Annotated in this window: 24 protein-coding genes and 1 pseudogene; 13 read left to right on the forward strand and 12 right to left on the reverse strand. The window is 60.9% G+C overall.

What is annotated here, in order from left to right; all coding sequences use genetic code 11:
* Window positions 1-47 precede the first annotated feature (47 nt).
* Entirely contained in the window at window positions 48-656 is a 609-nt protein-coding gene (locus WA070_RS08350) for a hypothetical protein (protein ID WP_422633632.1), read from the reverse strand.
* Window positions 657-826: 170 nt separating this feature from the next.
* On the opposite strand from WA070_RS08350, the gene WA070_RS08355 reads away from it, so the two are divergent.
* The 5 genes from WA070_RS08355 to rmuC all read left to right on the forward strand — a co-directional run bounded on the left by WA070_RS08355 (window position 827) and on the right by rmuC (window position 7,243).
* A complete protein-coding gene (locus WA070_RS08355; RefSeq protein ID WP_422633633.1) occupies window positions 827-1,447 on the forward strand; it encodes a hypothetical protein in 621 nt (206 codons plus the stop codon).
* A gap of 93 nt (window positions 1,448-1,540) precedes the next feature.
* Window positions 1,541-2,827 (forward strand): TCR/Tet family MFS transporter, encoded by a 1,287-nt coding sequence (locus WA070_RS08360; protein WP_422633634.1) that lies wholly within the window; start codon window positions 1,541-1,543, stop codon window positions 2,825-2,827.
* 43 nt (window positions 2,828-2,870) lie between these two features.
* Entirely contained in the window at window positions 2,871-4,442 is a 1,572-nt protein-coding gene (gene guaA / locus WA070_RS08365; RefSeq protein ID WP_422633635.1) for a glutamine-hydrolyzing GMP synthase, read from the forward strand.
* A gap of 117 nt (window positions 4,443-4,559) precedes the next feature.
* Window positions 4,560-5,714, forward strand: coding sequence for an aminotransferase (locus tag WA070_RS08370; protein WP_422633636.1), 1,155 nt, complete (start codon window positions 4,560-4,562; stop codon window positions 5,712-5,714).
* 29 nt (window positions 5,715-5,743) lie between these two features.
* The gene (gene rmuC / locus WA070_RS08375) at window positions 5,744-7,243 is read left to right on the forward strand and encodes a DNA recombination protein RmuC (RefSeq protein WP_422633637.1); all 1,500 of its coding nucleotides are present in this window, start codon (window positions 5,744-5,746) and stop codon (window positions 7,241-7,243) included.
* A 306-nt stretch (window positions 7,244-7,549) separates the two neighbouring features.
* On the opposite strand, the gene WA070_RS08380 is transcribed toward rmuC, so the two are convergent.
* The 5 genes from WA070_RS08380 to WA070_RS08400 form a co-directional block, all read right to left on the reverse strand.
* Entirely contained in the window at window positions 7,550-8,059 is a 510-nt protein-coding gene (locus tag WA070_RS08380; RefSeq protein ID WP_422633638.1) for a beta-carotene hydroxylase, read from the reverse strand.
* Between the two features lie 45 nt (window positions 8,060-8,104).
* Window positions 8,105-9,373: a mechanosensitive ion channel family protein gene (locus WA070_RS08385; protein ID WP_422633639.1), complete on the reverse strand. Its 1,269-nt coding sequence runs from the start codon at window positions 9,371-9,373 to the stop codon at window positions 8,105-8,107.
* Between the two features lie 3 nt (window positions 9,374-9,376).
* Entirely contained in the window at window positions 9,377-10,594 is a 1,218-nt protein-coding gene (gene metC, locus WA070_RS08390) for a cystathionine beta-lyase (protein WP_422633640.1), read from the reverse strand.
* On the reverse strand, window positions 10,591-11,439 hold the full coding sequence (locus tag WA070_RS08395) for a sulfurtransferase (RefSeq protein ID WP_422633641.1): 849 nt from the start codon (window positions 11,437-11,439) through the stop codon (window positions 10,591-10,593). The genes metC and WA070_RS08395 overlap by 4 nt, the downstream gene beginning before the upstream one ends.
* A gap of 67 nt (window positions 11,440-11,506) precedes the next feature.
* A complete protein-coding gene (locus WA070_RS08400; protein WP_422633642.1) occupies window positions 11,507-12,775 on the reverse strand; it encodes a hypothetical protein in 1,269 nt (422 codons plus the stop codon).
* A gap of 102 nt (window positions 12,776-12,877) precedes the next feature.
* On the opposite strand from WA070_RS08400, the gene queF reads away from it, so the two are divergent.
* On the forward strand, window positions 12,878-13,339 hold the full coding sequence (gene queF / locus WA070_RS08405) for a preQ(1) synthase (protein ID WP_422633643.1): 462 nt from the start codon (window positions 12,878-12,880) through the stop codon (window positions 13,337-13,339).
* Between the two features lie 144 nt (window positions 13,340-13,483).
* Here queF and WA070_RS08410 read toward each other — a convergent pair whose 3' ends face one another.
* From WA070_RS08410 to WA070_RS08425, 4 genes are all read right to left on the reverse strand, one after another.
* Entirely contained in the window at window positions 13,484-14,071 is a 588-nt protein-coding gene (locus WA070_RS08410; protein WP_422633644.1) for a PAS domain-containing protein, read from the reverse strand.
* 91 nt (window positions 14,072-14,162) lie between these two features.
* On the reverse strand, window positions 14,163-14,756 hold the full coding sequence (locus WA070_RS08415; protein WP_422633645.1) for a nitroreductase family protein: 594 nt from the start codon (window positions 14,754-14,756) through the stop codon (window positions 14,163-14,165).
* Between the two features lie 70 nt (window positions 14,757-14,826).
* Complete coding sequence (locus WA070_RS08420; protein WP_422633646.1) at window positions 14,827-15,597, reverse strand: metallophosphoesterase; 771 nt, start codon at window positions 15,595-15,597, stop codon at window positions 14,827-14,829.
* A gap of 124 nt (window positions 15,598-15,721) precedes the next feature.
* Window positions 15,722-15,991, reverse strand: coding sequence for a hypothetical protein (locus WA070_RS08425; RefSeq protein ID WP_422633647.1), 270 nt, complete (start codon window positions 15,989-15,991; stop codon window positions 15,722-15,724).
* A gap of 312 nt (window positions 15,992-16,303) precedes the next feature.
* Here WA070_RS08425 and WA070_RS08430 point away from each other — a divergent pair, with 312 nt between their 5' ends.
* From WA070_RS08430 to WA070_RS08440, 3 genes are all read left to right on the forward strand, one after another.
* Window positions 16,304-17,488 carry a tyrosine-type recombinase/integrase gene (locus WA070_RS08430; protein WP_422633648.1) on the forward strand — a complete coding sequence of 395 codons (1,185 nt, stop codon included), beginning with the start codon at window positions 16,304-16,306 and terminating at the stop codon, window positions 17,486-17,488.
* Between the two features lie 140 nt (window positions 17,489-17,628).
* Window positions 17,629-17,862, forward strand: coding sequence for a helix-turn-helix transcriptional regulator (locus tag WA070_RS08435; protein WP_422633649.1), 234 nt, complete (start codon window positions 17,629-17,631; stop codon window positions 17,860-17,862).
* Window positions 17,863-17,874: 12 nt separating this feature from the next.
* Complete coding sequence (locus WA070_RS08440) at window positions 17,875-18,105, forward strand: hypothetical protein (RefSeq protein WP_422633650.1); 231 nt, start codon at window positions 17,875-17,877, stop codon at window positions 18,103-18,105.
* Window positions 18,106-18,210: 105 nt separating this feature from the next.
* Here the strand turns inward: WA070_RS08440 and WA070_RS08445 are convergent, their stop codons facing one another.
* Window positions 18,211-18,570 carry a hypothetical protein gene (locus WA070_RS08445; RefSeq protein ID WP_422633651.1) on the reverse strand — a complete coding sequence of 120 codons (360 nt, stop codon included), beginning with the start codon at window positions 18,568-18,570 and terminating at the stop codon, window positions 18,211-18,213.
* 510 nt (window positions 18,571-19,080) lie between these two features.
* Here WA070_RS08445 and WA070_RS08450 point away from each other — a divergent pair.
* Complete coding sequence (locus tag WA070_RS08450; protein WP_422633652.1) at window positions 19,081-20,823, forward strand: hypothetical protein; 1,743 nt, start codon at window positions 19,081-19,083, stop codon at window positions 20,821-20,823.
* A 65-nt stretch (window positions 20,824-20,888) separates the two neighbouring features.
* Here the strand turns inward: WA070_RS08450 and WA070_RS08455 are convergent, their stop codons facing one another.
* Window positions 20,889-21,248, reverse strand: a complete 360-nt coding sequence (locus WA070_RS08455) for a hypothetical protein (protein ID WP_422633653.1) — start codon at window positions 21,246-21,248, stop codon at window positions 20,889-20,891.
* A 518-nt stretch (window positions 21,249-21,766) separates the two neighbouring features.
* Between WA070_RS08455 and WA070_RS08460 the strand changes: the two genes are divergently transcribed.
* The 3 genes and pseudogenes from WA070_RS08460 to tnpC all read left to right on the forward strand — a co-directional run.
* Window positions 21,767-22,096, forward strand: coding sequence for a transposase (locus WA070_RS08460; RefSeq protein ID WP_422633654.1), 330 nt, complete (start codon window positions 21,767-21,769; stop codon window positions 22,094-22,096).
* Window positions 22,093-22,440, forward strand: coding sequence for an IS66 family insertion sequence element accessory protein TnpB (gene tnpB, locus WA070_RS08465; protein WP_422633655.1), 348 nt, complete (start codon window positions 22,093-22,095; stop codon window positions 22,438-22,440). Before WA070_RS08460 ends, tnpB begins: the two co-directional genes overlap by 4 nt.
* Window positions 22,441-22,499: 59 nt before the next feature.
* A pseudogene (tnpC, locus tag WA070_RS08470) lies at window positions 22,500-23,486 on the forward strand (IS66 family transposase); the annotation flags it as partial.
* Between the last annotated feature and the right edge of the window lie 125 nt (window positions 23,487-23,611).

Raw genomic sequence — 23,611 nt, forward strand, 5'->3', positions numbered from 1 at the left:
AAATTACGGGGGTGGGCGGATAAAGCCCGCCCGACTGGAAAGCGCGTTCAGTTCGGCTGTGCGCTCGCGCTCGATGCAGTGGCGACCTGATACTGGCTCGACTGTTGGGCGACGTGATCCTGCGGGAACCAGCGGAATTTGAGATCGGCGTCGAGCTGGCCGTTCACGACCGTGCCAGCCGGGACCATGGCGCTGGTGCCGTGGATCAGGAAGCCGAGCGGTGAGACCAGCAGCATGGTGGCGACCGACGCGGCGGTGCCGCTGACGCCTTCGTCGCGGGTGGCGCCGGCCAGACGAACCGGGCCGTGGGGCGTCATGACTTCGATCAGGCGGATCTCGATCTTGCCCTTCTTGCCGAAATGGCCATTGCGCTGCGTCGCGGCGACCTGCGCGGTGACGGGCGATCCGACCGGGATGACGATCTGATCGCGGAACATGACGTTTTCGGCGACTTCCAGATAGATGCGGTCGCCCGGCTTGTTATCCTTGGTCGATACCTGCGTCAGGGTGCGCATGGACAGTGGCGTGCCAGCGGGAAAGACATATTTGACGCCCTGACCGCCGCTCTGTTCGGGCGCGCCGAAATGATAGATATTCTGCGCCTGCACGGGCGTCGTCGTCAGTGCCATCATGGCGATCAGAATCGCTGTCTTCATTGGAAACCCCCCTCTGGATATTGTCACTTCACTATGCCGGGGCGCGTTAAATTTTCATTCGTCAGGCTTGGTAAATTAAGGATGATGATGCCCATTGCGCCGGACAGGCGTTCAGCCGCCCGACAGCCGGATGGGGATAGGGTCGGAACATCGAACGAAGGATGACGAAGATGATCGGCTTGACGGGCAAAACACGCTGGATGACCGGGGCGCTGGTGGGCGCGGGCCTGATGCTGGGCAGCGTGAGCGCGGCAGAGGCGCGACCGCGTTATGACCGTGGCTATGATCGCGGCGGCTGGGGTCACCATCATCGCGGTCGCGGTGACGGGTTTGGCTTTGGCGATGCAGTGGGCGTTGCCGCTTTGGTCGGCGCGGTGGCGATCGTGGCGTCGTCTGTGGCGAAGGACAAACAGGCGCGCGCGGCCGATGTGCGCGACTATGACGGGCCGCCGCCGTCTGTCGGGACCGAATATGGCGCGGACGTGCGCAGTGATGTGCGCGATGAAGCGGATTTCTCCGACGTCGCCGCCACGGCTTCGCGGGACGACGCGATGACCGACGCCTGCGCCGTGGCAGCGCGGGACGAAGCGCAGGGCGAAGCGGGCGGCTATGCCGAAGTGCGCCATATGGACGCGCCGCGCGCGACGCCGGACGGCTATAATATCGACGGGCAGGTGGAAAGCCGCGCCGCCTATCGCGACACAGGCGGCGTGACCCGGCGCTTCACCTGCGCGATGCGGGACGGTCGGGTGGCGCAGGTGTACCTCAGCCGGGACGTGGCGGCACGCTGACGGTTGGGGCCGGGGAGAAGGGCCAGGGAACAGGATCAGGCATGGTCACATGCATGCTTGGCACGCGCAGGTGGGACAGGTAGGCGAAACGTGATGACCGCTTCTCCCCTGCTTTCCTCCCCGCGCCGGACCGCCGCGATCGTCTTCATATTGGTGACGGCGTGGCTGGACGTCATGTCCATGGGCATCATCATCCCGGTGCTGCCCAGATTGATCGAAACATTGTCGGGATCGACCAGCGCGGCGGGGCTGTGGAACGGACTGTTCGTTGCGCTGTGGGCCGGGATGCAGTTTCTCTGTTCGCCGGTTATCGGTTCGCTGTCCGACCGGTTCGGGCGGCGGCCAGTGATATTGGTGTCGGTCGCGGGGCTGGCGCTGGATTATGTGCTGATGGCGCTGGCCCCCAATCTGTGGTGGCTGGCGCTGGGGCGGATATTGGCGGGGGTGACATCGTCCAGCTTCACGTCGGTTTTTGCCTATATGGCCGACATCACCCCGCCAGAGGGACGGGCGCGCGGCTACGGCCTGATCGGCGCAGCGTTCAGTGGCGGGTTCGTCGCCGGGCCGCTGATCGGCGGAGTGCTGGGCGAAGTGTCGCTGCATGCGCCATTCTGGGCGGCGGCGGGATTGTCGGGGGTCGCGTTCGTCTATGGCCTGTTCGTGCTGCCCGAATCGCTGCCGGTGGAGCGGCGGATGGCGTTCAGCTGGCGGCGGGCCAATCCATTCGGGGCGCTGACGCTGCTGCGATCCCACCCGGAACTGTCGAGCTTGGCGGTCGTCAATTTCCTGCTCTATTTTGGCCATCACCTCTTTTCGGCCGTGTTCGTCCTCTATGCGGGGGAACGTTATGGCTGGGGCGCGTGGCAGGTCGGCACGCTGCTGGCGATGATCGGGCTGCTCGACATGGGGGTGCAGGGCCTGCTGGTGGGACCAGTGGTCAAGCGGCTGGGCGACGGGCGCACGATGGTGCTGGGCCTGACGTTCGGGGCGATCGGGGTCGCGTCGATGGGGCTGGCACCGACGGGGTGGCTGTTCGTCGCCGCGATGCTGCCCAATGCGCTGTGGGGGCTGGCGATGCCGACGATCCAGTCGCTGATGACGCGGCGCGTGTCGGAAAGCGAACAGGGCCAGTTGCAGGGCGCCAACAACAGCGTCGGCGCGATCGCCGGGATCATCTCGCCGCTGTTCTTCGGCGCGGTCTATTCCGCGTCGGTCGGGCCGCACCCCTTCTTCCCCATGACCGGCAGCGCGTTCCTGATCGCGGCGGGCGTGCTGGCGGTGGCGGCGTGGCTGGGATGGGTGGCGGCACGCGACGCACGCGGGGCTTTACTGGACCCCACGCTGGACCCCACGCTGGACAAGGGCGCGGCGGGACAGTAACCGGGCGCGAATCCCTGTCCTTCCTTCGTTAAAGGCGATTTCCATGACGCTGCCCATTCAGGATTCCATCCTCATCGTGGATTTCGGCAGTCAGGTGACGCAACTGATCGCGCGCCGGGTGCGCGAAGCGGGCGTCTATTCCGAAATCGCCCCCTTCAACAAGGCCGCCGAAGCCTTTGCGCGGATGCAGCCAAAGGGCATCATCCTGTCGGGCGGGCCGTCGTCGGTCATGTGGGACGACAGCCCGCGCGCGCCGCAGAATTTCTTTGACGCGGGCGTGCCGATCCTGGGCATCTGCTATGGTCAGCAGACGATGATGCAGCAGCTGGGCGGCACGGTCGAGGGTGGCGAGGGCGGCGAGTTCGGCCGCGCCTTTATCGAGGTGAAGCAAAGCTGCGCGCTGTTCGACGGTCTGTGGGAACCGGGCGAGCGGCATCAGGTGTGGATGAGCCATGGCGACAAGGTGACGCAGCTTGCCCCCGGTTTCGACGTGGTCGCGACCAGCGAGGGCGCACCCTACGCCGTGACCGCGAACGAGGCCAAGCGCTTCTATGCCACGCAATTCCATCCCGAAGTCGTGCATACGCCCGATGGCGCAAAACTGCTGTCCAACTTCGTGCGCCATGTCTGCGGCCTGACCGGCGACTGGACGATGGCGGAGTTTCGCGCGGCCAAGATCGCCGACATTCGTGCGCAGGTCGGCGTTGGTCCAAATGGGGGCCGCGTCATCTGCGGCCTGTCGGGCGGCGTGGACAGCGCGGTGGCAGCGGTCCTGATCCACGAAGCGATCGGCGATCAACTGACCTGTGTGTTCGTCGATCATGGCCTGATGCGGCTGGGTGAGGCGGAGCAGGTCGTCACCCTGTTCCGCGAACATTATGGCATCAAACTGGTCCATGTGAACGCCGAAGACCGCTTTCTTGGCGGTCTCGCGGGGCTGACCGACCCGGAAAAGAAGCGCAAGTTCATCGGCGGCGAATTCATCGCCGTGTTCGAGGAGGAAGCCGCGAAGATCGGCGGTGCGGACTATCTGGCGCAGGGGACGCTCTATCCCGACGTCATCGAAAGCGTGTCCTTCACCGGCGGGCCGAGCGTCACGATCAAGAGCCATCACAATGTCGGCGGCCTGCCCGAACGCATGAACATGCAACTGGTCGAGCCGTTGCGCGAACTGTTCAAGGATGAAGTGCGCGTGCTGGGCCGGGAACTGGGCCTGCCGGAAATCTTCGTGGGCCGTCATCCCTTCCCTGGCCCTGGCCTCGCCATCCGCATCCCCGGCGAAGTGACCAAGGAACGCTGCGACATATTGCGCAAGGCGGACGCGGTCTATCTGGAGGAAATCCGCAACGCCGGATTGTATGACGCCATCTGGCAGGCGTTCGCCGTGCTGCTGCCCGTCCGCACCGTCGGCGTGATGGGCGACCACCGCACCTATGACAGCGTATGCGCGGTGCGCGCGGTCACATCGACCGACGGCATGACGGCGGACATCTACCCCTTCGACGCCGCCTTCCTCAGCCGCGTGGCGACCCGCATCATCAACGAGGTCAAGGGCATCAACCGCGTGGTATACGACTATACGTCGAAACCGCCGGGGACGATCGAGTGGGAGTAAAGCCGGAGAGCGAATGTCCGGGGGACATTCGCCGGCTTTACTCGGCTGCGCAAGCAGCCGCACGAGTAGGAGGCATGCCTGACTCACCCTGATCTGGGCCACCCCGTCTACCGGACCATGCCAACCACCATATTCGAACATATGTCGGCCCGCGCGCGGGAGGCAGGTGCGATCAATCTGGGGCAGGGTTTTCCCGAAGGGCCGGGGCCGCGCGCAATGCTGGAGGTGGCGGCGGACGCGCTGCTCACCCGGTCGAGCCAGTATCCGCCGATGGCTGGCCTGCCCGAATTGCGCAGTGCGGTGGCGGATCATTATGCGCGGCATCAGGGGCTGAACCTGACGCCTGCCGAAGTGATCGTCACGTCCGGCGCGACCGAAGCGATCGCCGCCAGCCTGCTGGCGCTGGTCCAGCCGGGCGATGAAGTCATCTTGCTCGCCCCGCTCTACGACGCCTATCTGCCGCTGGTCGAGCGGGCGGGCGGCGTCGCTAAAATCGTGACGCTGACCCCGCCGGAATGGCGCATCGACCGGGCGGCGCTGGAGGCGGTCGTGTCACCGCGCACGCGCTTCGCGCTGATGAACAATCCGGTCAATCCGACTGGCGCAGTGATGCGCGGCGACGAACTGGCGACGATCGCGGCCTTTTGCGTCGCGCACGACCTGATCGCGATCTGTGATGAGGTGTGGGAGCATCTGACCTATGACGGCGGGACGCATCGCCCGCTGATGGCGATGCCCGGCATGCGCGATCGCACCGTCAAGATCGGGTCGGCGGGCAAGATTTTCGCCGTGACCGGGTGGAAGGTCGGCTGGATGTGCGCCGCCCCGCCCATCGCGACGATGCTGGCACGCGCGCATCAGTTCCTGACCTTCACCACGCCGCCCAACCTGCAATGGGCGGTGGCACAGGGGCTGGATTTCCCCGACACATGGTTCACCGACCAGCGCGCGGCGTGTCAGGCGTCGCGCGACCGGCTGGCGCGGGGATTGCGCGCGGCGGGCTATATTGTGCTGGACAGCGGGGCGACATGGTTCCTGTCGATCGACCTGACCGCATCGGGTTTCGCCATGGATGACGTCGCCTTTTGCGAACAGATTATCGAGGAAGCGGGCGTGGCGGCGATCCCCATTTCCGCCTTCTACCCCGTCCCGTCGATCAACCATCTGGTGCGCCTCTGTTTCTGCAAGAGCGACGCGACGCTGGACGAGGCCATCGCACGGCTGGCCGGTTTTCGCGCACGCATGGTTGCGGCAGACGACCAAGCACGCTAGGTTCCCCTTTCGTTCCATAAGGGGTATATATGGACTTCCTGCCGATCCTTTTCGTCCTCGTTGCGCTGCTTATCGGGCTGGCCGCTGGCTGGCTGTTGCGGGGCAAGGCGCTGGGACCGTTGATCGCGGAAAAGGCCGATCTTAGCACGCGGCTGGAGACGGCGAGCGTGCAGCGCAACAGCGCGATCGCCGAACTGGCGGTGGAGAAGGAGCGCGTCGCGCAGGCGGCGGCCCAGGTCGCGCGCATTGATGCAGAACGGCTCGCGGGTATCGCGCGGCTCGACGCTGTGCAGGCGGCTGCGGCGCAGCGGATGGAGGCGATGCAGGCCGAGCGCGAGGCGGCTCTGCGCGAACTAGCATCGCTCAAGTCCGATACGCAGGCGCGGGCCGAAGCGTTCGAGGCGCAGATCGCCGCGCTCAAGGATGCCAAGGCGCAATTGTCCGCGCAGTTCAGCGAAATTGGCGGCAAATTGCTGGGCGAGGCGCAGAAGACCTTCCTCGACCGCGCCGACCAGCGTTTTGCGCAGGCGAACGAAAAGAGCGAGGCGCAACTCAAGACGCTGCTGTCCCCGGTCGAAACCACCCTCAAACGCTATGAAGAAGGATTGCAGCGGGTCGAGAAGGATCGCGTGGGCAGCTATGCCGAACTGCGCGAAGCCGTGGCGCAGGTGCATCTGGGGCAGGGGCAGGTGCGCGACGAAACCGCCAAGCTGGTCAACGCCCTGCGCGCCGCGCCCAAGACGCGGGGGCGCTGGGGCGAACAGCAGTTCAAGAATCTGATCGAGGCAGCGGGCCTGTCGGCCCATGTCGATTTCAGCGAGGAAGTCTCGGTCGCGGTGGAAGCGAACGGGGTCGAGGGCCGCCTGCGCCCCGACTTCATCATCAACCTGCCCGGCGACCAGCAGATGGTGGTGGACGTCAAATGCTCGCTCGTCGCCTATCTCAATGCCGTGGATCAGGTCGATCCCGCGCTGCGCGACGCGCACATGGCCGACCATGCGCGATCCATGCGGACCCACGCCGACGCGCTGGGGCGCAAGGCCTATTGGGAGCAGTTCGAAAAAGCGCCAGATTTCGTCATCATGTATGTACCGGGCGACAATTTCGTCACGGCCGCGCTGGAAGCGGACATGGACCTGTGGGAACGGGCCGCCAGAAACCGGGTCATCATCTGCGGCCCCGCGACCTTCCTGCCGCTCGCCCGCACGCTGGCCAGCCAGTGGCGGCAGGCCAAGTTGCAGGATCAGTCGCGCGAAGTCGCGGAACTGGGCAAACAACTCTACGAACGGCTGGCCGCTGCGGCGGGATCGCTCAAGAAGCTGGGCAACCGGCTGCACGGCGCGGTGGGCGATTATAACAGTTTCGTGGGCAGTTTCGAAAGCCGCGTGCTGGTGACGGGCCGCAAGCTGCGCGACCTCAATATCGACACGGGCGGGAAGGAACTGGAGGAAGCGGCGCCAGTGGACGCGCTGGTCCGCGATCCGGCGTCGGCAGAGGCGCTGCGCGCCTTGCCGGATGCGGTGGAGTGAGGGTTTGGCAGGCTTTGTTACCCGGCGTGGGCCGGGATCTCGGTCCAACGTCTGAACTCGGCCCCGACCTATGCTGGGGAACTGAGACAATCAAACTAGGGCCAGCGAAATAGCAACCCGAACGGATGGAGGTTAGCGATCGCCGGATGGCATAAGCCTAACCAACCCATATTTTACGAAGTAGAAAACTGCGGAAATTCAACGCAGACCTGAAATAAAGTCATTATATCAATATGTTATTGGCACGGTCCAGGTCCAATATCGCAAAAGCTGTGGTGCTCACTCTGGAAATCACAACCGCTTCGCTCAATCCTTGACCGCGCCCGTCGCCGCCCTCACCCCAGCGCGACCCCGCCGAGCCAGTTCCCGCTTCAAATCTTCCGGGCGGGGGGCAACGAGAAAGCCGAAGCTGACCGTGCCTTCCTTCGTTTCGACGACATGGTGCAGCCGGTGGGCCTGAACGATGCGCTTCATATAGGGGGATCGGGCGACATAGCGGTTCTTGACCCGCTGATGCACGATGATGTCGTGGAAGCCCAGATAGATCGCGCCATAGGCAGCGATCCCCGCGCCCATCGCCGTCGCCCATCCGCCCCAGCCCCACTGCACGCCGCCCAGCAGCAGCAGGATGGACGGCAGGGCGAAGATCACGAAATACAGGTCGTTCGCTTCCCAGAAGCCCAGCCGCGCCCGGTGGTGACTGGCGTGCAGGAACCAGCCGGGACCATGCATGACCCAGCGGTGCATGACATAGGCAAACCCCTCCATCGCAGCGACGGTGGCAAGGAAGATCAGCAGGAGAAGTAACAGCGACATGATGGCGATATAGGCGCTCCCGCCGTCCGGCGCGACCCTGTAAACTTATGCCCCAAAGGGCGTGGTCGCCGCGTCCGGCGCGGGCGCCATGTGGACGACGCGCTGGGGGTAGGGAATGGCGATGCCATGGTCGCGGAACAACAGCCACAGGCGGCCCAGCACGTCGGACTTTACATTGCCCACCCCGCCTTCGGGATCGCTGATCCACACCAATATGTCATGATCGACGCGGCTCTCGCCAAATCCCGTCAGCCACACATTGGGCGCTGGCGTGCGCAACACGCGCGGGCTTTCCGTCGCGGCCTGCAACATCAGGCGTTGGGCCAGGTGCAGGTCCGCGTCGAACGATATGCCGATGGGTATGCGGATGCGGACGTTGCGGTCGGAATAGGACCAGTTCTCCACTTCCTGCGTCATCAGATTCTCGTTGGGAATCAGATGCTCCTTGCCATCGCGGGTAATGACGCTGACGGCGCGCACGCCGATCTTGTTCACCCAGCCGAAGCTGTCACCCACGACGATGACGTCGCCCGGCTTGATCGACCGGTCCATCAGCAGGATGATGCCCGCGATCAGATTGCCGAACGTCTTTTGCAGGCCGAAACCCACCGCCAGCCCCAGCGCCCCGGAAAAGACGGCAAAGGCGGTGAGGTCGATGCCGAGCAGATCGACGCCGATGAAGAAGGCCGCGACGATCACCGCGATGGCGGCGAGTTTCTGCGCCAGCAGCTTTTGCGTGGGGTCAAAGCCCTGCGTCTGGCCGATCGAGCGGCTGATGAGGCGATTGGCGAGGCGGACGAGCGCGAACAGCGCGACGCAGGTGGCGGCGATCGACAGCAGGCCGAGCAGGGTGATGCGCCGCTTGCCCAGCGAAATGCCGACCGTATCGAGCATCGCGCCGACGGGGGCCAGCCCGCCGCTGGTGCTCGATACGATGGACAGGAACAGCAGGAGGGTGAGAGGCAGCACCGCCCAGCGCGGAATGGCAAGCGTGCGCAGGGCATGGCTCGCCAGCAGCGCGACCGACAGGCCAAGGCCGATGCCCAGCACCAGATGACCGACCGAAACATAGGGCCAAAACGCAACGGCGATGCCGATCAGCAGGGCGGACAGGGCATAGCGCAGCATCGCGCGCAGGCGCACGCGAAAGGAATCGCCAAGGATAGTGCTATGGGCTTGAAGCCGGGGCGCAAGGACACGGGCGATGCCCGCCGCCGCCAGATGCAATAGCAGCGCGAGGGCGAAGGCCAGCAGCGGATGGACGATGCCACCCTGATCGGGGATGCGATCCAGCAGGGTGGCGATACCCGGCATGGGTCAGGCGCCATCCCGTGCGGCGCGGAATCGCGCAAGACCCGCGTCGAGATCGGCGATCAGGTCGGCGCTATCCTCCAGCCCTATATGCAGGCGGATGGCTGGTCCCGGCGCGTCCCATGTCGTGGCGGTGCGGTAGCGGGCAGGATCAATGGGCAGGGCAAGGCTTTCGAACCCGCCCCAGCTATAGCCGATGCCGAAATGGGCAAGCCCGTCGATCAATGCGGCCCGCGCCGCTTCGTCGCCGCCGTCGAGGATGAAGCTGAACAGGCCAGTCGAGCCGGTGAAATCGCGCCGCCACAGATCATGACCGGAGCAGGCGGGCAGGGCGGGGTGGAGCACGCGGGCGACGCCGGGTTGCGCCTCCAGCCAGCGGGCGATGGCCAATGCGCTGTCCTGATGCTGATGCAACCGCACCCCCAGCGTCCGCAACCCGCGCGAGGCGAGCCAGGCATCGTCCGGGCTGGTCATCTGGCCGAAGAGATAGGCGGTCTGGCGCACCTTGCCGAACCAGTCGGAAGTGGCGGTGACGGACCCCATCATCACGTCGCTATGGCCAACGATATATTTGGTGCAGGCGAGGATCGAGATTTCGACGCCATGGGTCAGCGCCGGGAAATAGAGCGGGGTAGCCCATGTATTGTCGATCAGCGTGACGATACCGCGCGCCCGCGCCATGGCGGCGATGGCGGGCACGTCCTGCACTTCGAACGTCAGGCTGCCGGGACTTTCCATGAATATGGCGCGGATATCGTCCTGCAACAGCCGGTCGATCGCCGACAGGTCGCACGGGTCGTAATAGACGGTATCGACCCCATAGGGGCGCAGCACATGCTCGCAGAAATTGCGCGTCGGATCATAGGCGCTGTCCACCATCGCCAGCCGATCGCCCGGTTTCAGCACCGCCATCAGCGCGCAGCCGATCGCCGCGACGCCGGACGGATAGAGCATCGTCCCCTCCGCCCCCGGCTCCATTTCAGTCAGTGCATCGGCCAGCGACCAGGCGGTCGGTGTGCCCTTGCGCCCGTAGAACAGCCGCTCGTGCGTGCTGCTGCCTGCCGCTGTGCGCAGATGGGCGACATCGTCATAGAGGATGGTGGATGCGCGCCACACTGGCGGGCTGACGATCGCGCCGGGTTGGCCGGGCATACCGGTCCATTCGCTCTTACGCCCAGCCTGCGCCAGCTTTGTCAGCGGCTTGCGATCATCGCCATCGTTCATGCCGGACCCGTCGCCTTGGGCGTGGCGGGATCAATGCCCCATTCCGACCAGCTGCCGTCATAGAGGGTGACGTCGGTCTTGCCGAGCGATTCCAGCCCCGACAGCAGGATGGCGGCAGTGACGCCGCTGCCGCAGGTGGTGATGACCGGACGGTCGAAATCCACGCCTGCATCGACGAACAGGGCGCGCAGTTCCTCCCCCGACTTCATGCTGTGGTCAGGCGCGAACATCGCGGAGGAGGGCAGGTTGAGCGAGCCGGGGATATGGCCCGATGCCATGCCGGGGCGCGGTTCGGCCTCTTCACCTGTGAAGCGTCCCGCGCCGCGCGCGTCCAGCACCTGTTCCGGCGCGGGGGCGTCGAGATTGGTGCGCAGGTCGGCCTTGTCGCGTACCTGACCCGGCGCGCGGCGAGCGATGGCATTGCCGGGGGCGGGCGTGGGCATGCCTGATTGCGTGGGGCGTCCTTCCGCCACCCACTTCGGCAGGCCGCCGTCGAGGATGGCGACCGATGCACCCACGCCATACAGGCGCATCATCCACCATCCGCGTGCGGCGCTGTGCGTGGGGCTGTTGTCATAGACGACGATCCGGCTGTCGGTGTTTAGGCCGAGCGCCTGACAGCGCTGCGTCATCAGTGCGTCGGGGGGCAGCATGCCGGGCGTCGGATCGTCGGGATCGTTGAGAGAGGGCAAGTCCAGATAGGCCGCGCCGGGGATATGGCCTGCCTGAAATTCACCAAGCGGATCGCGCGGGGTGCCGGGCAGGAACAGGCTGGCGTCGAGAATGCGCAGGTCGTGCTGACCCAGTTCGCCTGCGAGCCATTGCGTGGAAACGAATATGGTCATGCTAACCCCTGCCATCTGCGCCAAGCGTTCGTTTTGAAGGAAGGAAGAGGCTTCGACAAGCGCAGCGTCAGGTCGGCGGCAGTTCCGCCACGGCGCGAGCGGCAGCGCGGCGATATTGACGCGCGCCCTGATCGAGGCGGAACGGGGCAAGGCGATCGGCGGGCGGATCCTGCTCCTGCCCCGCGATGAAGGCGCGCCCGGTGCGGCCCTGACCCAGGGCTTGTTCGTCGTCGCCCCAGCGATAGGCGGCGTCGAACGCAGCGAGCGGGATCATCAGGCTACGCTGGCCCATCGCCACCGGCACGATCTGGTCGGGCGACAGGCGCAGTTCGCCGTTCAGGTGCCGGGTCTCGCCGGGTTCGATGGCGGCAGCGGAATGGAGTGGCAGGCCATCCTGCCCGGTGAAAAAGGCGTCCAGCACGGCCTGCTGCTGCGCGCCCGCATTGCCGATGACCCCGCGCACCAATACGTCGCGCGCAGGCTGGTCGCCGCGATTATGCAGGTGGAGCGTGTAGCCGATGGTCAGGCCCATCAACGAATAGCGCGCCTGCGTGACTTCGAGCGCCATGTCGAGCCATGGGCGGTCGGCGGCTGGCGCGGCTTCGGGCTGGGGCGCGATCGGTGGTGTGGCTTCGGGCGCGGGTGGCGGGGCGACGGGCGGCATGGCTGGCGGTGGAGGGGACGCAGCCGGTGCTTCGACAACGGGGGCTTCGTCAACGATGGTCTCGGCGCGACGGCGGCGGGTCAGGAAGAAGGCGGCCAGCGCGATGAGCGCCAATATGCCGCCAACGATCCAGAGCCAGGGCGTCTCGTCAGCTTGCGCCAGGGGTGTGGATTGGGCCGGAGCCGCATCGTCCGATGGGGCGAGGGTGTTGGTGGCCGGTTTGGCCTGCGGTTCGGTCTGCGGTTCTGGCGCAGGTGAAGCGACGGGCGGCGCGGCGGGGGCGCTGTTCGTCGGTTGTGCGGGCGCATCCTCACGCGGCGGTTCCGGCGTGGGCCTCGTCGCCGGGCGTGGGACCGGTCGGCGCGCGGGTGCGTCTGTGGACGTGGGCGGCGTGGTCCGCTGCGTCGGCGCAGGGACAGGCGTCGGCGCGACAGTGGGCGTAACGACCGGGGGCAGTGCGACGACGGGCGGCGTGACCGGCGTGGTTGCGGGCGCGCGGAACACATTCAGTTCCGGACCTTGCTGGCGGGGGTTGGCCGAAGGCGTGCTGGCCGCCGGCGGAGCGATACCGGGGATCGTCTGCTGTGCATCCTGCGCAAAGGCGGGCGAAGCCGCGCCGGACAGCAATGCCGACAGGACAGTGAATAGAGCGGACGAACGATGATACCCCATGCAAAGGGCAAAGGCACAAGCCGGGCTGAACTGCAAGTGAACAATCCGGGCCGATGGTTCAGGACGATGACATGGCCCGTGCAATCGCGTAGGGGATGCGTCATGACCGATACGCCCAATACCCCCCTCCATCTGGGCCAGACGAGCGCCCTGCCTGCCCGGCCCGAAGACGCCGTGCTGGATTATGTCCCCAATCCGCGCCCCGGTCGCCTGTATCTGGTGCGCTTCGCCGCGCCGGAATTTACATCGCTCTGCCCGGTCACGGGCCAGCCCGACTTCGCGCATCTGGTGATCGACTATGCGCCCGGCGACACGATCGTGGAATCCAAGTCGCTCAAGCTGTTCCTGGGGTCGTTCCGCAATCATGCGGGCTTTCATGAGGATTGCACCGTCGGCATCGGCGAACGCCTGTTCGACGAAATGAAGCCGGTGTGGCTGCGCATCGGCGGCTATTGGTATCCGCGTGGCGGCATACCCATCGACGTCTTCTGGCAATCGGGCGCCCCGCCCGCCGACCTGTGGCTACCCACGCAGGATGTGCCGGGTTATCGGGGCCGGGGCTGACAGCAGAATCCTGCCTGTTGCGCAGCGATGGGGAGGATGGTGAGGGGCCGCGGCCTTGGCTCTCCGTCTGGCCTGTGGCCAGCCATCTCCCCTTCCAAGGGAGAGTAATTCGCGACCCGTGATCGCCGTAGTCCGCCTTTATATTCAGTAACCCGCCTCGATCGCCAGCCTGATGCCCTCCGCCCCGCTGCGCGCATTCAGTGCCTTGAGCATCGCTGCGCGGTGCATTTTGACCGTGCGTTCGGTCAGGCCCAGATCCCAGGCGATCTGCTTGTTCAGCTTGCCCGATGCCATCGCGACCAGCACGGCGCGCTGCCGCGCAGTCAGCGCGCCGATGCGCGCCCGCGCATCCGCCGCCCGGCATTCGCGCTGCGTTTCCGGTCCCGCCACCGCCATCTGCGACCCTAAGAAATATTCCAGCGCCCCATCGTCTCCGAAAATCGGCGCGATCATCACCGCGTTGCGGAAAGGCGTGCCGTCCTTGCGATAGTTGAGCAGTTCGATCAACGCAGGTCGCCGTTCCCGCACGCTGGCGCGGATCGCGTCGGTCTGCGCATTGTCGGTATCCGGCCCGGCCAGGAAGCGGCAATTATGGCCGATAATCTCATCCCGGCTATAACCGGTCAGCGTCAGGAACGCGCTATTACATTCGACGATCGGATTGTCGGGCAGCCGCGGGTTGCTCAGGACGGCGGCGACATCACTGTCGGTGATCATGGTGGAAAGGGACATGACAACACTCTGCCTCAAATGCCCTGCCTGCCGCAAGCATCGCTTGATCGGGCCTTGACCGGGCGCGTCATGCGCGCCCGGTCAAAAAGGGTCAGTCAATGAAATTGCCCGCACGGGCGAAACTTTCCACCGGCTTGCGATCGCTGGGCGCTTCACGCGCCGCAAGGGTTTCGGGCAGGACCGACCTGTCGCCCTGACGCCCGATCGCAATCGCTGTCTCGATACGGAACCGCTCCGGCACGGCCAGTTCCGCGCGCGCCTTGTCGAAATCGACGCCCGTCATGGCGTGGCAATGATAGCCCATCCGCGTCGCCTGCAACGCCAGCGTCGCCCAGGCCGCGCCAGCGTCGAAGCTATGGCTGTGCGACGGTTTTAAGTCCTGCGATCCGGGGGCAGCCATAAGCGTGTCGGACAGGACGAAGGCGATCACCCCGGCATTGGCGACCCATGTCTGATTGAACGGCGCGAGCAGACCCAGAAAACGCGACCAGTCGGCATCGTCACGATGGGCGTAGAGAAACCGCCACGGCTGATAATTGAAGGCCGACGCCGCCCATCGCGCGGCGTCGAACATCGTGTCCAGATCCTCCTGCGCTACGGCCGTTCCGTCGAATGCGCGGGGCGACCAACGTTCCAGAAAGAGCGGATCGACCGGGCGGGTGACAGTACGGGCAGAAGCAGTCATGGAATATCCTTGCTGGTTTCAAAGGCGCATTATGACGGCGAGATAAGACCGACTGGTGCGCAGCGCAATATCAGGCGCCGGTCTGGATCACCCATCGCGCATCGCTTTCAAAGCCCATCGCGGTCAATCGTCCACTGGCATAGGCGCCGGTGTCCAGGCCGACGCGATGGATGGCCTGTTCCACATCTTCGCTGATCGTATGGCCATGCACGACGATCTTTTCCAGCGCCTTGCCATGGTTGAGAAATTCGTCGCGCACCCAGCGCAGCGCACTTGTCGATTGTCGCGCGAAGGGCACGCGCGGGCTGACGCCGGCATGGACGAACGCATAGTCGCCGATGACGATCATATCCTCGAACTTTTCGATAAAGGCGCCGTGGTCGGCCGGCACATGCGCCTGCATCAGCGCGTGCAGCGCGGCAGGATCGGCCCCGGCCAGTTGCGCTTCCTCCACGCCGTAACTCAGCATTGTCGCATCGCCACCGATCCGCAGGAAAAAGGACAATGCGCCCTGTTCCCCGGCTAAGGCCTTGAGGAACACTTCCTCATGATTGCCCATCAGGAACCGCACGCCTGCATGGTCGCGCGACAGGTCCAGCAGGCGCTGCACGACCTGTGCGGACTGCGGGCCACGATCGATCAGGTCGCCCAGAAAGATGAGGCTGACCGCGCTGACCGGGCGGGTGCGCTCATCCGCCGCGATCCGGTCGAGCAGATCGTCGAGCAGGTCGAGCCGCCCATGAATGTCCCCCACCGCATAAATACGCTGTCCATCCGGCACCAACCCGCGCGGCGCATCGATCGGCGCGGCGGCAAAAGCGGAAAACAGGCGACGGATCATGATAGGGACAGGATACTTTACGAAGGAATATATGTGCCGGTACAGTGCAAGAACCATCGGGCAGCGACATATATCCCGCTATACCCACGCCCGGCGTGGGCGTTGTCGTGAAACATTCCGCCGGTCAAGTGATGAAGAGGCTGGACCTGTGCAGTCTTGCGCTACTACCACGGTCCTTCGCCGCCAACGGAATCGCATCGTCACGGGGACGAGCGTGGGCATCGCGCTCGCGCCGCAGGATGGCCAGGATGCGACGTGGTTGCTGAAAAATGCCGACCTTGCGCTTAATCGCGCCAAGCATGACGCGCCCCGCAAAGGCAAGTTGGCGTTGCATTTTTTCAGCCTCTCGCAAAATCGCGTCACTGCGTTTCAGGCGCTCTTGCGCTGGAACCACCGAAGGATGTGGCCAGATTCAAGGCTATGTATTCAGCCGACCGATCCCGGCCTGCGAAGGCGAAGCCTTGCTCTACAAGCTGGACGAAAAACGCCACGCCGCCTGATACGAACGATAATGTTGGGAAGGGATTGGCGGAGAGGCAGTCCGTAGTCCGTAGAACCCAGCCGTTCTCATGTGTTCCTAAATCCTTTATATAATAATGGGTTATTTAAATTCGCTTCTTACGCCTTCCTTTCCGTTCTCACCTATTCCCCAAATTTATGATGGGCGATATGATGGGCGTAAAGCTATAGCATTATGTTGGGTAAAATGAGCGGATATAAACCTACCGGGCTGCACCGGGACAAGCGTCTCACGGCGGTTACGGTGCGGACAATCACTAGACCGGGCATGCATGCCGATGGCAACGGACTGTATCTTAAGGTGGATAAAAGCGGAGCTAAGCGCTGGATACAGCGTATCGTCATCAATGATAAGCGTCGAGATATCGGCTTGGGCGGCATTAAAGACGTTAACCTGATACAAGCCCGCGAACGCACCGTGGAGAACCGAAAGCTTGTGAAGGCAGGAACAGACCCCGTAGCAGCAAAAAGGCACTCACGGGCCATCCTTACGTTCAGAGAAGCCGCGCAAGAAGTTCATGACCTAAATAAGCCTACATGGCGCAATCAAAAGCATGGGCAACAATGGCTAAGCAGCCTTGATAAGTTCGCCTTTCCATTCTTCGGTGACAAAAGGGTCAGCGTTATTACCAGCGCCGATGTTCTTTCGGCATTATCGCCGGTATGGAGCAGCCACCCCGAAACAGCCCGGCGCGTAAAACAGCGTATTGGCACGGTCATGAATTGGACCATAGCTAAGGGCTGGCGCACGGATAACCCCGCTGATGCTGTTGCACAGGCCCTCCCAAGGCATGATCGATCAAAAGTCGAGCATCGTAAGGCATTGCCCTACGACAAGGTTGGCGATGCCATTAGAACGATACAGGGCAGCGGCGCTGGCGTTGCTACCAAGCTGGCCTTTGAGTTGCTGGTTCTGACTGCCACTCGGTCGGGCGAAGCCAGAGAAGCGCGGTGGGAAGAGTTCGACATGGAAAAGAAGGTTTGGACGATCCCAGCCAGCCGCATGAAAGCCAAAAAAGAACACAAGATACCCCTGACCGATCGGTGCATGGCAATCTTGGATCAAGCCAAAGCCTTTAAGGTGGATGATGGCATTTACGTCTTCCCTAACAGCCGTGGCGATAAGCCCCTGTCAGATATGACCCTTTCCAAGCTGATGAAGGAGTTGAAGATTCCAGCGGTGCCGCATGGCTTTCGATCGTCATTCAGGGATTGGGCTGGCGAAAGCACAGCGCACCCTAGGGAGGTAATCGAAATGGCGCTGGCGCACTTGATTAAGGATAAGGCGGAAGCAGCCTATGCCCGTTCCGACCTTTTTGAGAAACGCCACGCACTGATGGCTGATTGGGATCGATACTTAATTGCACAATAAATAATCCTATACAAATTCTAATATAATTATTACTTCTATTATTGCTTTATTTAGTATAGCCTTCCGGGCATATCGCGCGTATTGACTTTACCTTTTCATTGAATCTATTCATCCCCCTGCCAACAGACAGGAGGACCATTGTGATTGAAGATCGTTTTTTGCGCCGCTCTGATGTGGAGGCGGCGACCGGCCTTTCGCGGGCTACAATTTATCGGCTCATGTCGGCAGGAGAATTCGTGCGGCCTTATCGCATGGGAAAAAACTCCGTCCGATGGCTTCAATCGGAAGTTCAAGGATGGATGAATGACCGCCCTAAGTCGCGAGGATTCTGGCTTTTAAACATCATGTCCACCACATCTACGAAATTTAATTAAAAGGAGGTAACAATGAATATCAGTCAAAATATAATTGAAAGCCAAAAGCAAAAAATGTTTTACGCTAGAGACGCCGCTGCTAATGACCTTATGGCCATTTCCATCAAGCTTGAAGAATTTCTTCGCGACAGATTTATTAGTGACTTAGAAAAATATGATCTGCGGGATGCTAATAACTGCATCCAAAGGGCAGTTGACCGGATCAAGCCGGTGAGGTCGTTGTCAGACTTGCTAGGCGAATAAGGACATCGCGCTCTACGACCCCTCTACGGGCAAAATATCGTATATTGCTCGTAGGTGGTCGTTGGCATTCCGACCGACATTCTCATTTCTACGCTTCAATCGCTATCAAGCGAAAAGCCATGCCTCTGCCTCCTTGGCATTTTCGAAAAATTCAACCCCGTCCCGATCTGCAATTCGCTGCGCCTGCAACCGCGCCAATGATGAACCACAAACAAAGGCCAGCTTGCGGGATCGAACGTCAGGGGAGGCAAGGAGGGCGGTAAAGCCCCCTGCTACGTCTTGAGCCTGAATCTTCATCCCTATAATGTCCAACATCGTAAGATGGCCCGGCGATCTGATCTTCGACAACGCTTCCCGGTAATCCGCAGCAAAGCGTTGCACGTCATCCCCGTTGAAGAACCCTTCCATCTGAACCCGCATAAGGTTCAGCGATCGGTCAGGGGTAATTTGATAATTGGCTTTCATGTTCATCCTTTTGATGGATGAACCGTCTGGTGCTGCCATGGTTCAATACCGTGAGCTTTGGTTTCCGCGCAGGAATTCTGATCCATGAGCCGGACCAACCATAGGATATTAAATATCAAACCCAGTAATTCCGGGGTATAGTAATTTTGCTCTATATTTATTCTTAAACTTAAATGTCAAATATGGCGAGATAATAAATTTATAAATCTATTTAACCGGTAAACATTCCTAAATATAAGTAAACTAACAACCATTATAGATAGCCGCATAAAATAAGTTAATTAATATATTTGGCTATGAGATTATAATTATCCCGCATAATATCTATTCTAGATAAATCATATAACTCATATATAGAAATAGAACATACTAATAAACTTAGTAAAACATATCACTAGCTGTTTCATCGTTACAAAACATCGATTAAATCTTTCCAACCAATGAAATCCGTCAATTGCTTATAAAGATAGGGATGACTGATTTTGAGATTGGAAAGGACTGATTGAGTTTATGCTATTAGATAGTGATTTTACTTTTATTGAAGATACAGATTTAGCAATTCCTTCTACCAGAATTCCAGAACATTCTGCGGATAGGGCTTTAGCCCCTGCCTTTAAGGCGTTGAACCAAATCATGAAGGATTGTCTTTCATCCCATGGGAAGCCCTTATTCTATGTGGCTCCTATTGCCTGCGGTGGCGGTAAATCGACCTTGGTTCAGCAGCTTCTGAAAAAATGGAAGTTCACCGGCTTCAAAGGAAATGGCAGCGCCATCATAATGCTGTCCACTTTGGCAGAGGTAGACACTTATGTAGTCGGAGCAGAGCTTGAACGGGAAGATTATGCCTGCCTGTCACCTGATCCTAAATATAGCGGGTATGGTAGGGGTCGTGGCAGGGCTAGTGACGCACGGATATTATTCGTCACCCATGAACATGCCCGTAGAAGAATGCTGGAACGCAAAAGTTTTCTGGGGATAGCGGAATATCATTATCAAGGCTCGCCTAGATCGTTGCGGATTTGGGATGAAGGGATCGACCCCGCTGTTCCCATTTCATTTAAATTATCACAGCTAGAAACCTTGCCCGATGTCGTCAGGGTCCGCGATCCTGACCTAGCCAACATGATCGAAGCCATGCGGCTGGACAACGCGGATCGTAAAGACGGGCATGTGTTGTTTGTCCCGGCAGAGATCGGGAAAGCGGCGAGCAAATTCGCGCTCGACCAGAAGGGATGGCTGCAAAAGGCAACCGCAAAAATCCTCGAAGGGCTAGCTCATCTAGCTGGTAGGCAAGCCATCCTTCGGCGCGATAACCACGATGGATTGTTCGTTGTCGGTTCTGGCGCACCTTTGCCAGATGACCTGGCACCACTCATAATTTTGGATGGCTCTGCGAACCTTCGTCCTTCTTATAAACTTTGGTCCAGCCGATCGGACATGGTGCAATTCCTTGATCCAATAGCTGCCGATTATTCATCACTAACGCTGCGGTGGTGGAACAAGGGCGCGAACAACTCGACCTTGAATAGCCCGGTGGAACGCGAGAAGGTTGTTCATGCTGTGACGGATGCCATAAGCAGTAAGCCAGATGAAAATTGGCTTATCATCCATTTTAACAAGGTTGAAGCACGCGGCCCAGATGCCGGTTATAATATCATCGCCGAAATTGAGGATCGGATTCCTTCCAGTGGCAGGGTGCAGTTCCTCAATTGGGGCCGTCACATGGGCAGCAATGCCTATAGGCACATAAAGAATGTCATCATCATTGGATGTCTAAATTACGGCCAGCCGGGCTATGCTGCTTTGCACGCCGTTGCGACGGGAACGCTAGCCCCTATCGACCAGCAGAGCTTAAACTCCATCGCGCGCGGTGAATTTGCTCATCATGTCTATCAGGCAGCGTGTCGGTCCAATCTGCGTAATATTGCCGGTGGTGTCGCTGGTAACGCGACGGTCTACCTCATTGCGCCTGATCGCGCGAACCGACAACCGCTTCTTGAGAAGGCATTTAAAGGCTGCATTATTGAAGCATGGGAACCCATCCCTCCTGCACCAAAGCCTAGAGAGCAATTGGTCATTGAAACAATGTCAAAGCTGTTCGAAGGAAGCAGGATTATAAGCATTAAGCAGCTATATGAAGCATGCGGTGGTAATAATGCGGATTACCTCCGGCGCATTTGGAAGAAGAAATCGGTTATAGATTTTATTGACAGCAAAGGCATTAAGAGACGAGGTAATAAGCTAATGCGTTAATTGATAATATAAGGGCAGATATGCCCTTATATTTCTCCTTTATCAGTATATTATATTATCTAGGATTAGCGATCTAAACCAGCGCTCTTACAATCATTTTTTTCTATGATTTTCCAACGTCGATATTCATCGTGATCTTGGCTCTGCAAAAAGCTCTCACTTACCATTCCAGCTTGAACGCAACGGTCCATTGATGAGCCGGATAGACCTACCATTCGATACTGTTCAACCGCGTCATCTGCGACCTGTCGCTTGATGTTCGCCAAGTCGATCTGGGCTTGTTTATCGATTTCTTGTCGGAAAGAGGTTTGAACGCCACCATGACCGCGCATTTGCTCACCGATCAGCAAAACCCCTACGACAAGCCAAAGCGCCGCGCCGATTTTCCAATTTATTGTGGCCTTACCTTTAACTGACTCTTTCATAACGCCCCCTAAAAAGTTGGAGGCGTAACCCAGCTTAAAGCCGGGTGTTGGAATCCCTGTAGGTCACAAGGCCCTGCGCTTTTGGGCAGAACCTTGGACAGCACGCAGGCACCCGGCCAAGAAAACTTGACCGGCTGACCTATCAAAGGGGATTCCACGCCCCACCGCTTGGGGTTCACCAAGCAGCAAAATCCTCATGGCAAAACAGAGCGGCTACGGCAATGGGAGTCATTACCCCTCCGTCTCCATAAGCAGGCTGCGCGCACCAACTGCGCCAAGCTGCTGATGATCGCGGCCACGCCCATGAGTATCGATCCGTCAAGATTTCCCATTGCGAATCTCCGCTGTCCCGCTCTATGTTCCTGATATGTTCTCATTGTATGCATGTAGGAAAGGAGATTCGTTGTGGGCGTAAAGATGTATCGCTCCGGTGAGGGCCACCTTGCGGTGATCGGCTGATATTTCGAGATGGCACCGGTGCAAGCGCCGGTGTTTGCACCGGTACTAGGGACGGTGCGATGAGTCAGATCACGGTAATTTCAGGCCCGGAGCGGCGGCGGGTATGGACCGACCAGCAGAAGCGTGAGTTGGTCGCGGCTGTTTCGGTGCCCGGCGCGAACGTGGCGGAGATTGCCCGCCGTGCTGATCTTCGGCCGAACCAGATCTACAGATGGCGGCGGCAGATGGGTCAGGCAGCGCAGGGCTTTGCCGAGGTGCAGGTGCAGCCCGATCCAATGCCAGTGATCGGATCGGCGATCATCGTGGAGTTCGAGCGGGCGATCGTACGCATCCCCGCTGGCGCATCACCTGGATTGGTGTCGGCAGTGCTGCGGTCGGTCAAGCCGTGATCCCAGTTCCCTCCGGCGTCCGGATATGGATCGCGACCGGGCATACCGATATGAGGAAGGGCATGCGATCCCTGGCCCTGCAGATACAGCAGAGCTTCAGGCGGGATCCCCATGCCGGTGATCTTTATGTCTTCCGAGGGCGCCGTGGCGACCTGTGCAAGATCCTGTGGCATGATGGCATTGGCATGTCGCTCTATGCCAAGCGCCTGGAGCGCGGGAAGTATATCTGGCCATCGGCTGTAGACGGGGTGGTTGCCATCTCCGCCTCCCAGTTGGCTTGCATGCTGGAGGCGATCGACTGGCGTAATCCGCAAGCAACCTGGCGGCCGACACTGGCCGGATAATCGATGTCGGAGAGCTAAAAAGCTAGAGATTTCGGTGCTTTTCTGCTATGCCTTTGGGCATGGGTGACGCGGCGCAAGCAGAGATCCAGAGCCTTCGCGCGCAGCTTGCCGCTGCCCAGGCGGTCGCCGCTGAAGTGGCCCGGATCAAGGCGATCAACGCAGACCTGGAAGCCCGCAACGCCCTTCTCGAACTGCAGAACGAGAAGATGCGTCGTACCCTTTTTGGCCAGCGATCCGAACGCACGCGCCATCTGCTCGACCAGATGGAGCTGACGTTCGAGGAGTGCGAGACCGCTGCCAGCGAAGACGAGGCGTTGGCCGCGTTGGCGGCAGCGAAGACCAATGTCGCGCCGTTCGAGCGCAAGCGGCCCGCGCGCAAGCCCTTGCCCGAACATCTGCCGCGCGAGCGCGTTGTAATCGCTTCGCCCGATGCCTGCCCCTGCTGCGGCTCGGATCGGCTGTGTAAGCTGGGTGAGGATATCACCGAGACACTTGAGGTCGTGCCGCGCCAGTGGAAGGTGATCCAGACCGTGCGGGAGAAGTTCTCCTGCCGGGATTGTGAGAAGATCACCCAACCGCCAGCGCCGTTCCATGTGACGCCCCGCGGGCTATTTGGCCCCAGCTTCCTGGCGATGCTGCTGTTCGAGAAGTTCGGCGCGCATCAGCCGCTCAACCGCCAGCGTGACCGCTACGCCCGCGAGGGCGTGGAACTGAGCCTTTCGACCCTGGCCGACCAGGTCGGCACCTGCACCGCTGCGCTGATGCCACTCTATCTGTTGATCGAGGCGCATGTCCTGGCCGCAGAGCGACTGCATGGCGACGATACGACGGTGCCAGTGCTGGCGAAGACCAAGACCGATACGGGCCGGATCTGGACCTATGTCCGGGATGATCGACCTTTTGGCGGACCGGCACCGCCAGCGGCGATCTTCCATTATTCCCGTGACCGGCGGGGCGAACATCCTGTGAGCCATCTGCGCAGTTGGAGAGGCATTCTCCAGGCCGATGCCTATGCCGGATATAATGCGCTGTTCCACGCCGACAGACTGTGGATCGGCGTGCAAAAAGGACCCCGTTAGCGGGGTGATCGGCGTCTAAAAGGGACCCCTCATTTCGATGGTTTAAGCAGCCGGCTGGATTTTCAGGCGGCGAGATCGGGATGTTGGTTTTG

Source organism: Sphingobium sp. (assembly GCF_049304695.1).
In the GTDB taxonomy this organism is placed as follows: domain Bacteria; phylum Pseudomonadota; class Alphaproteobacteria; order Sphingomonadales; family Sphingomonadaceae; genus Sphingobium.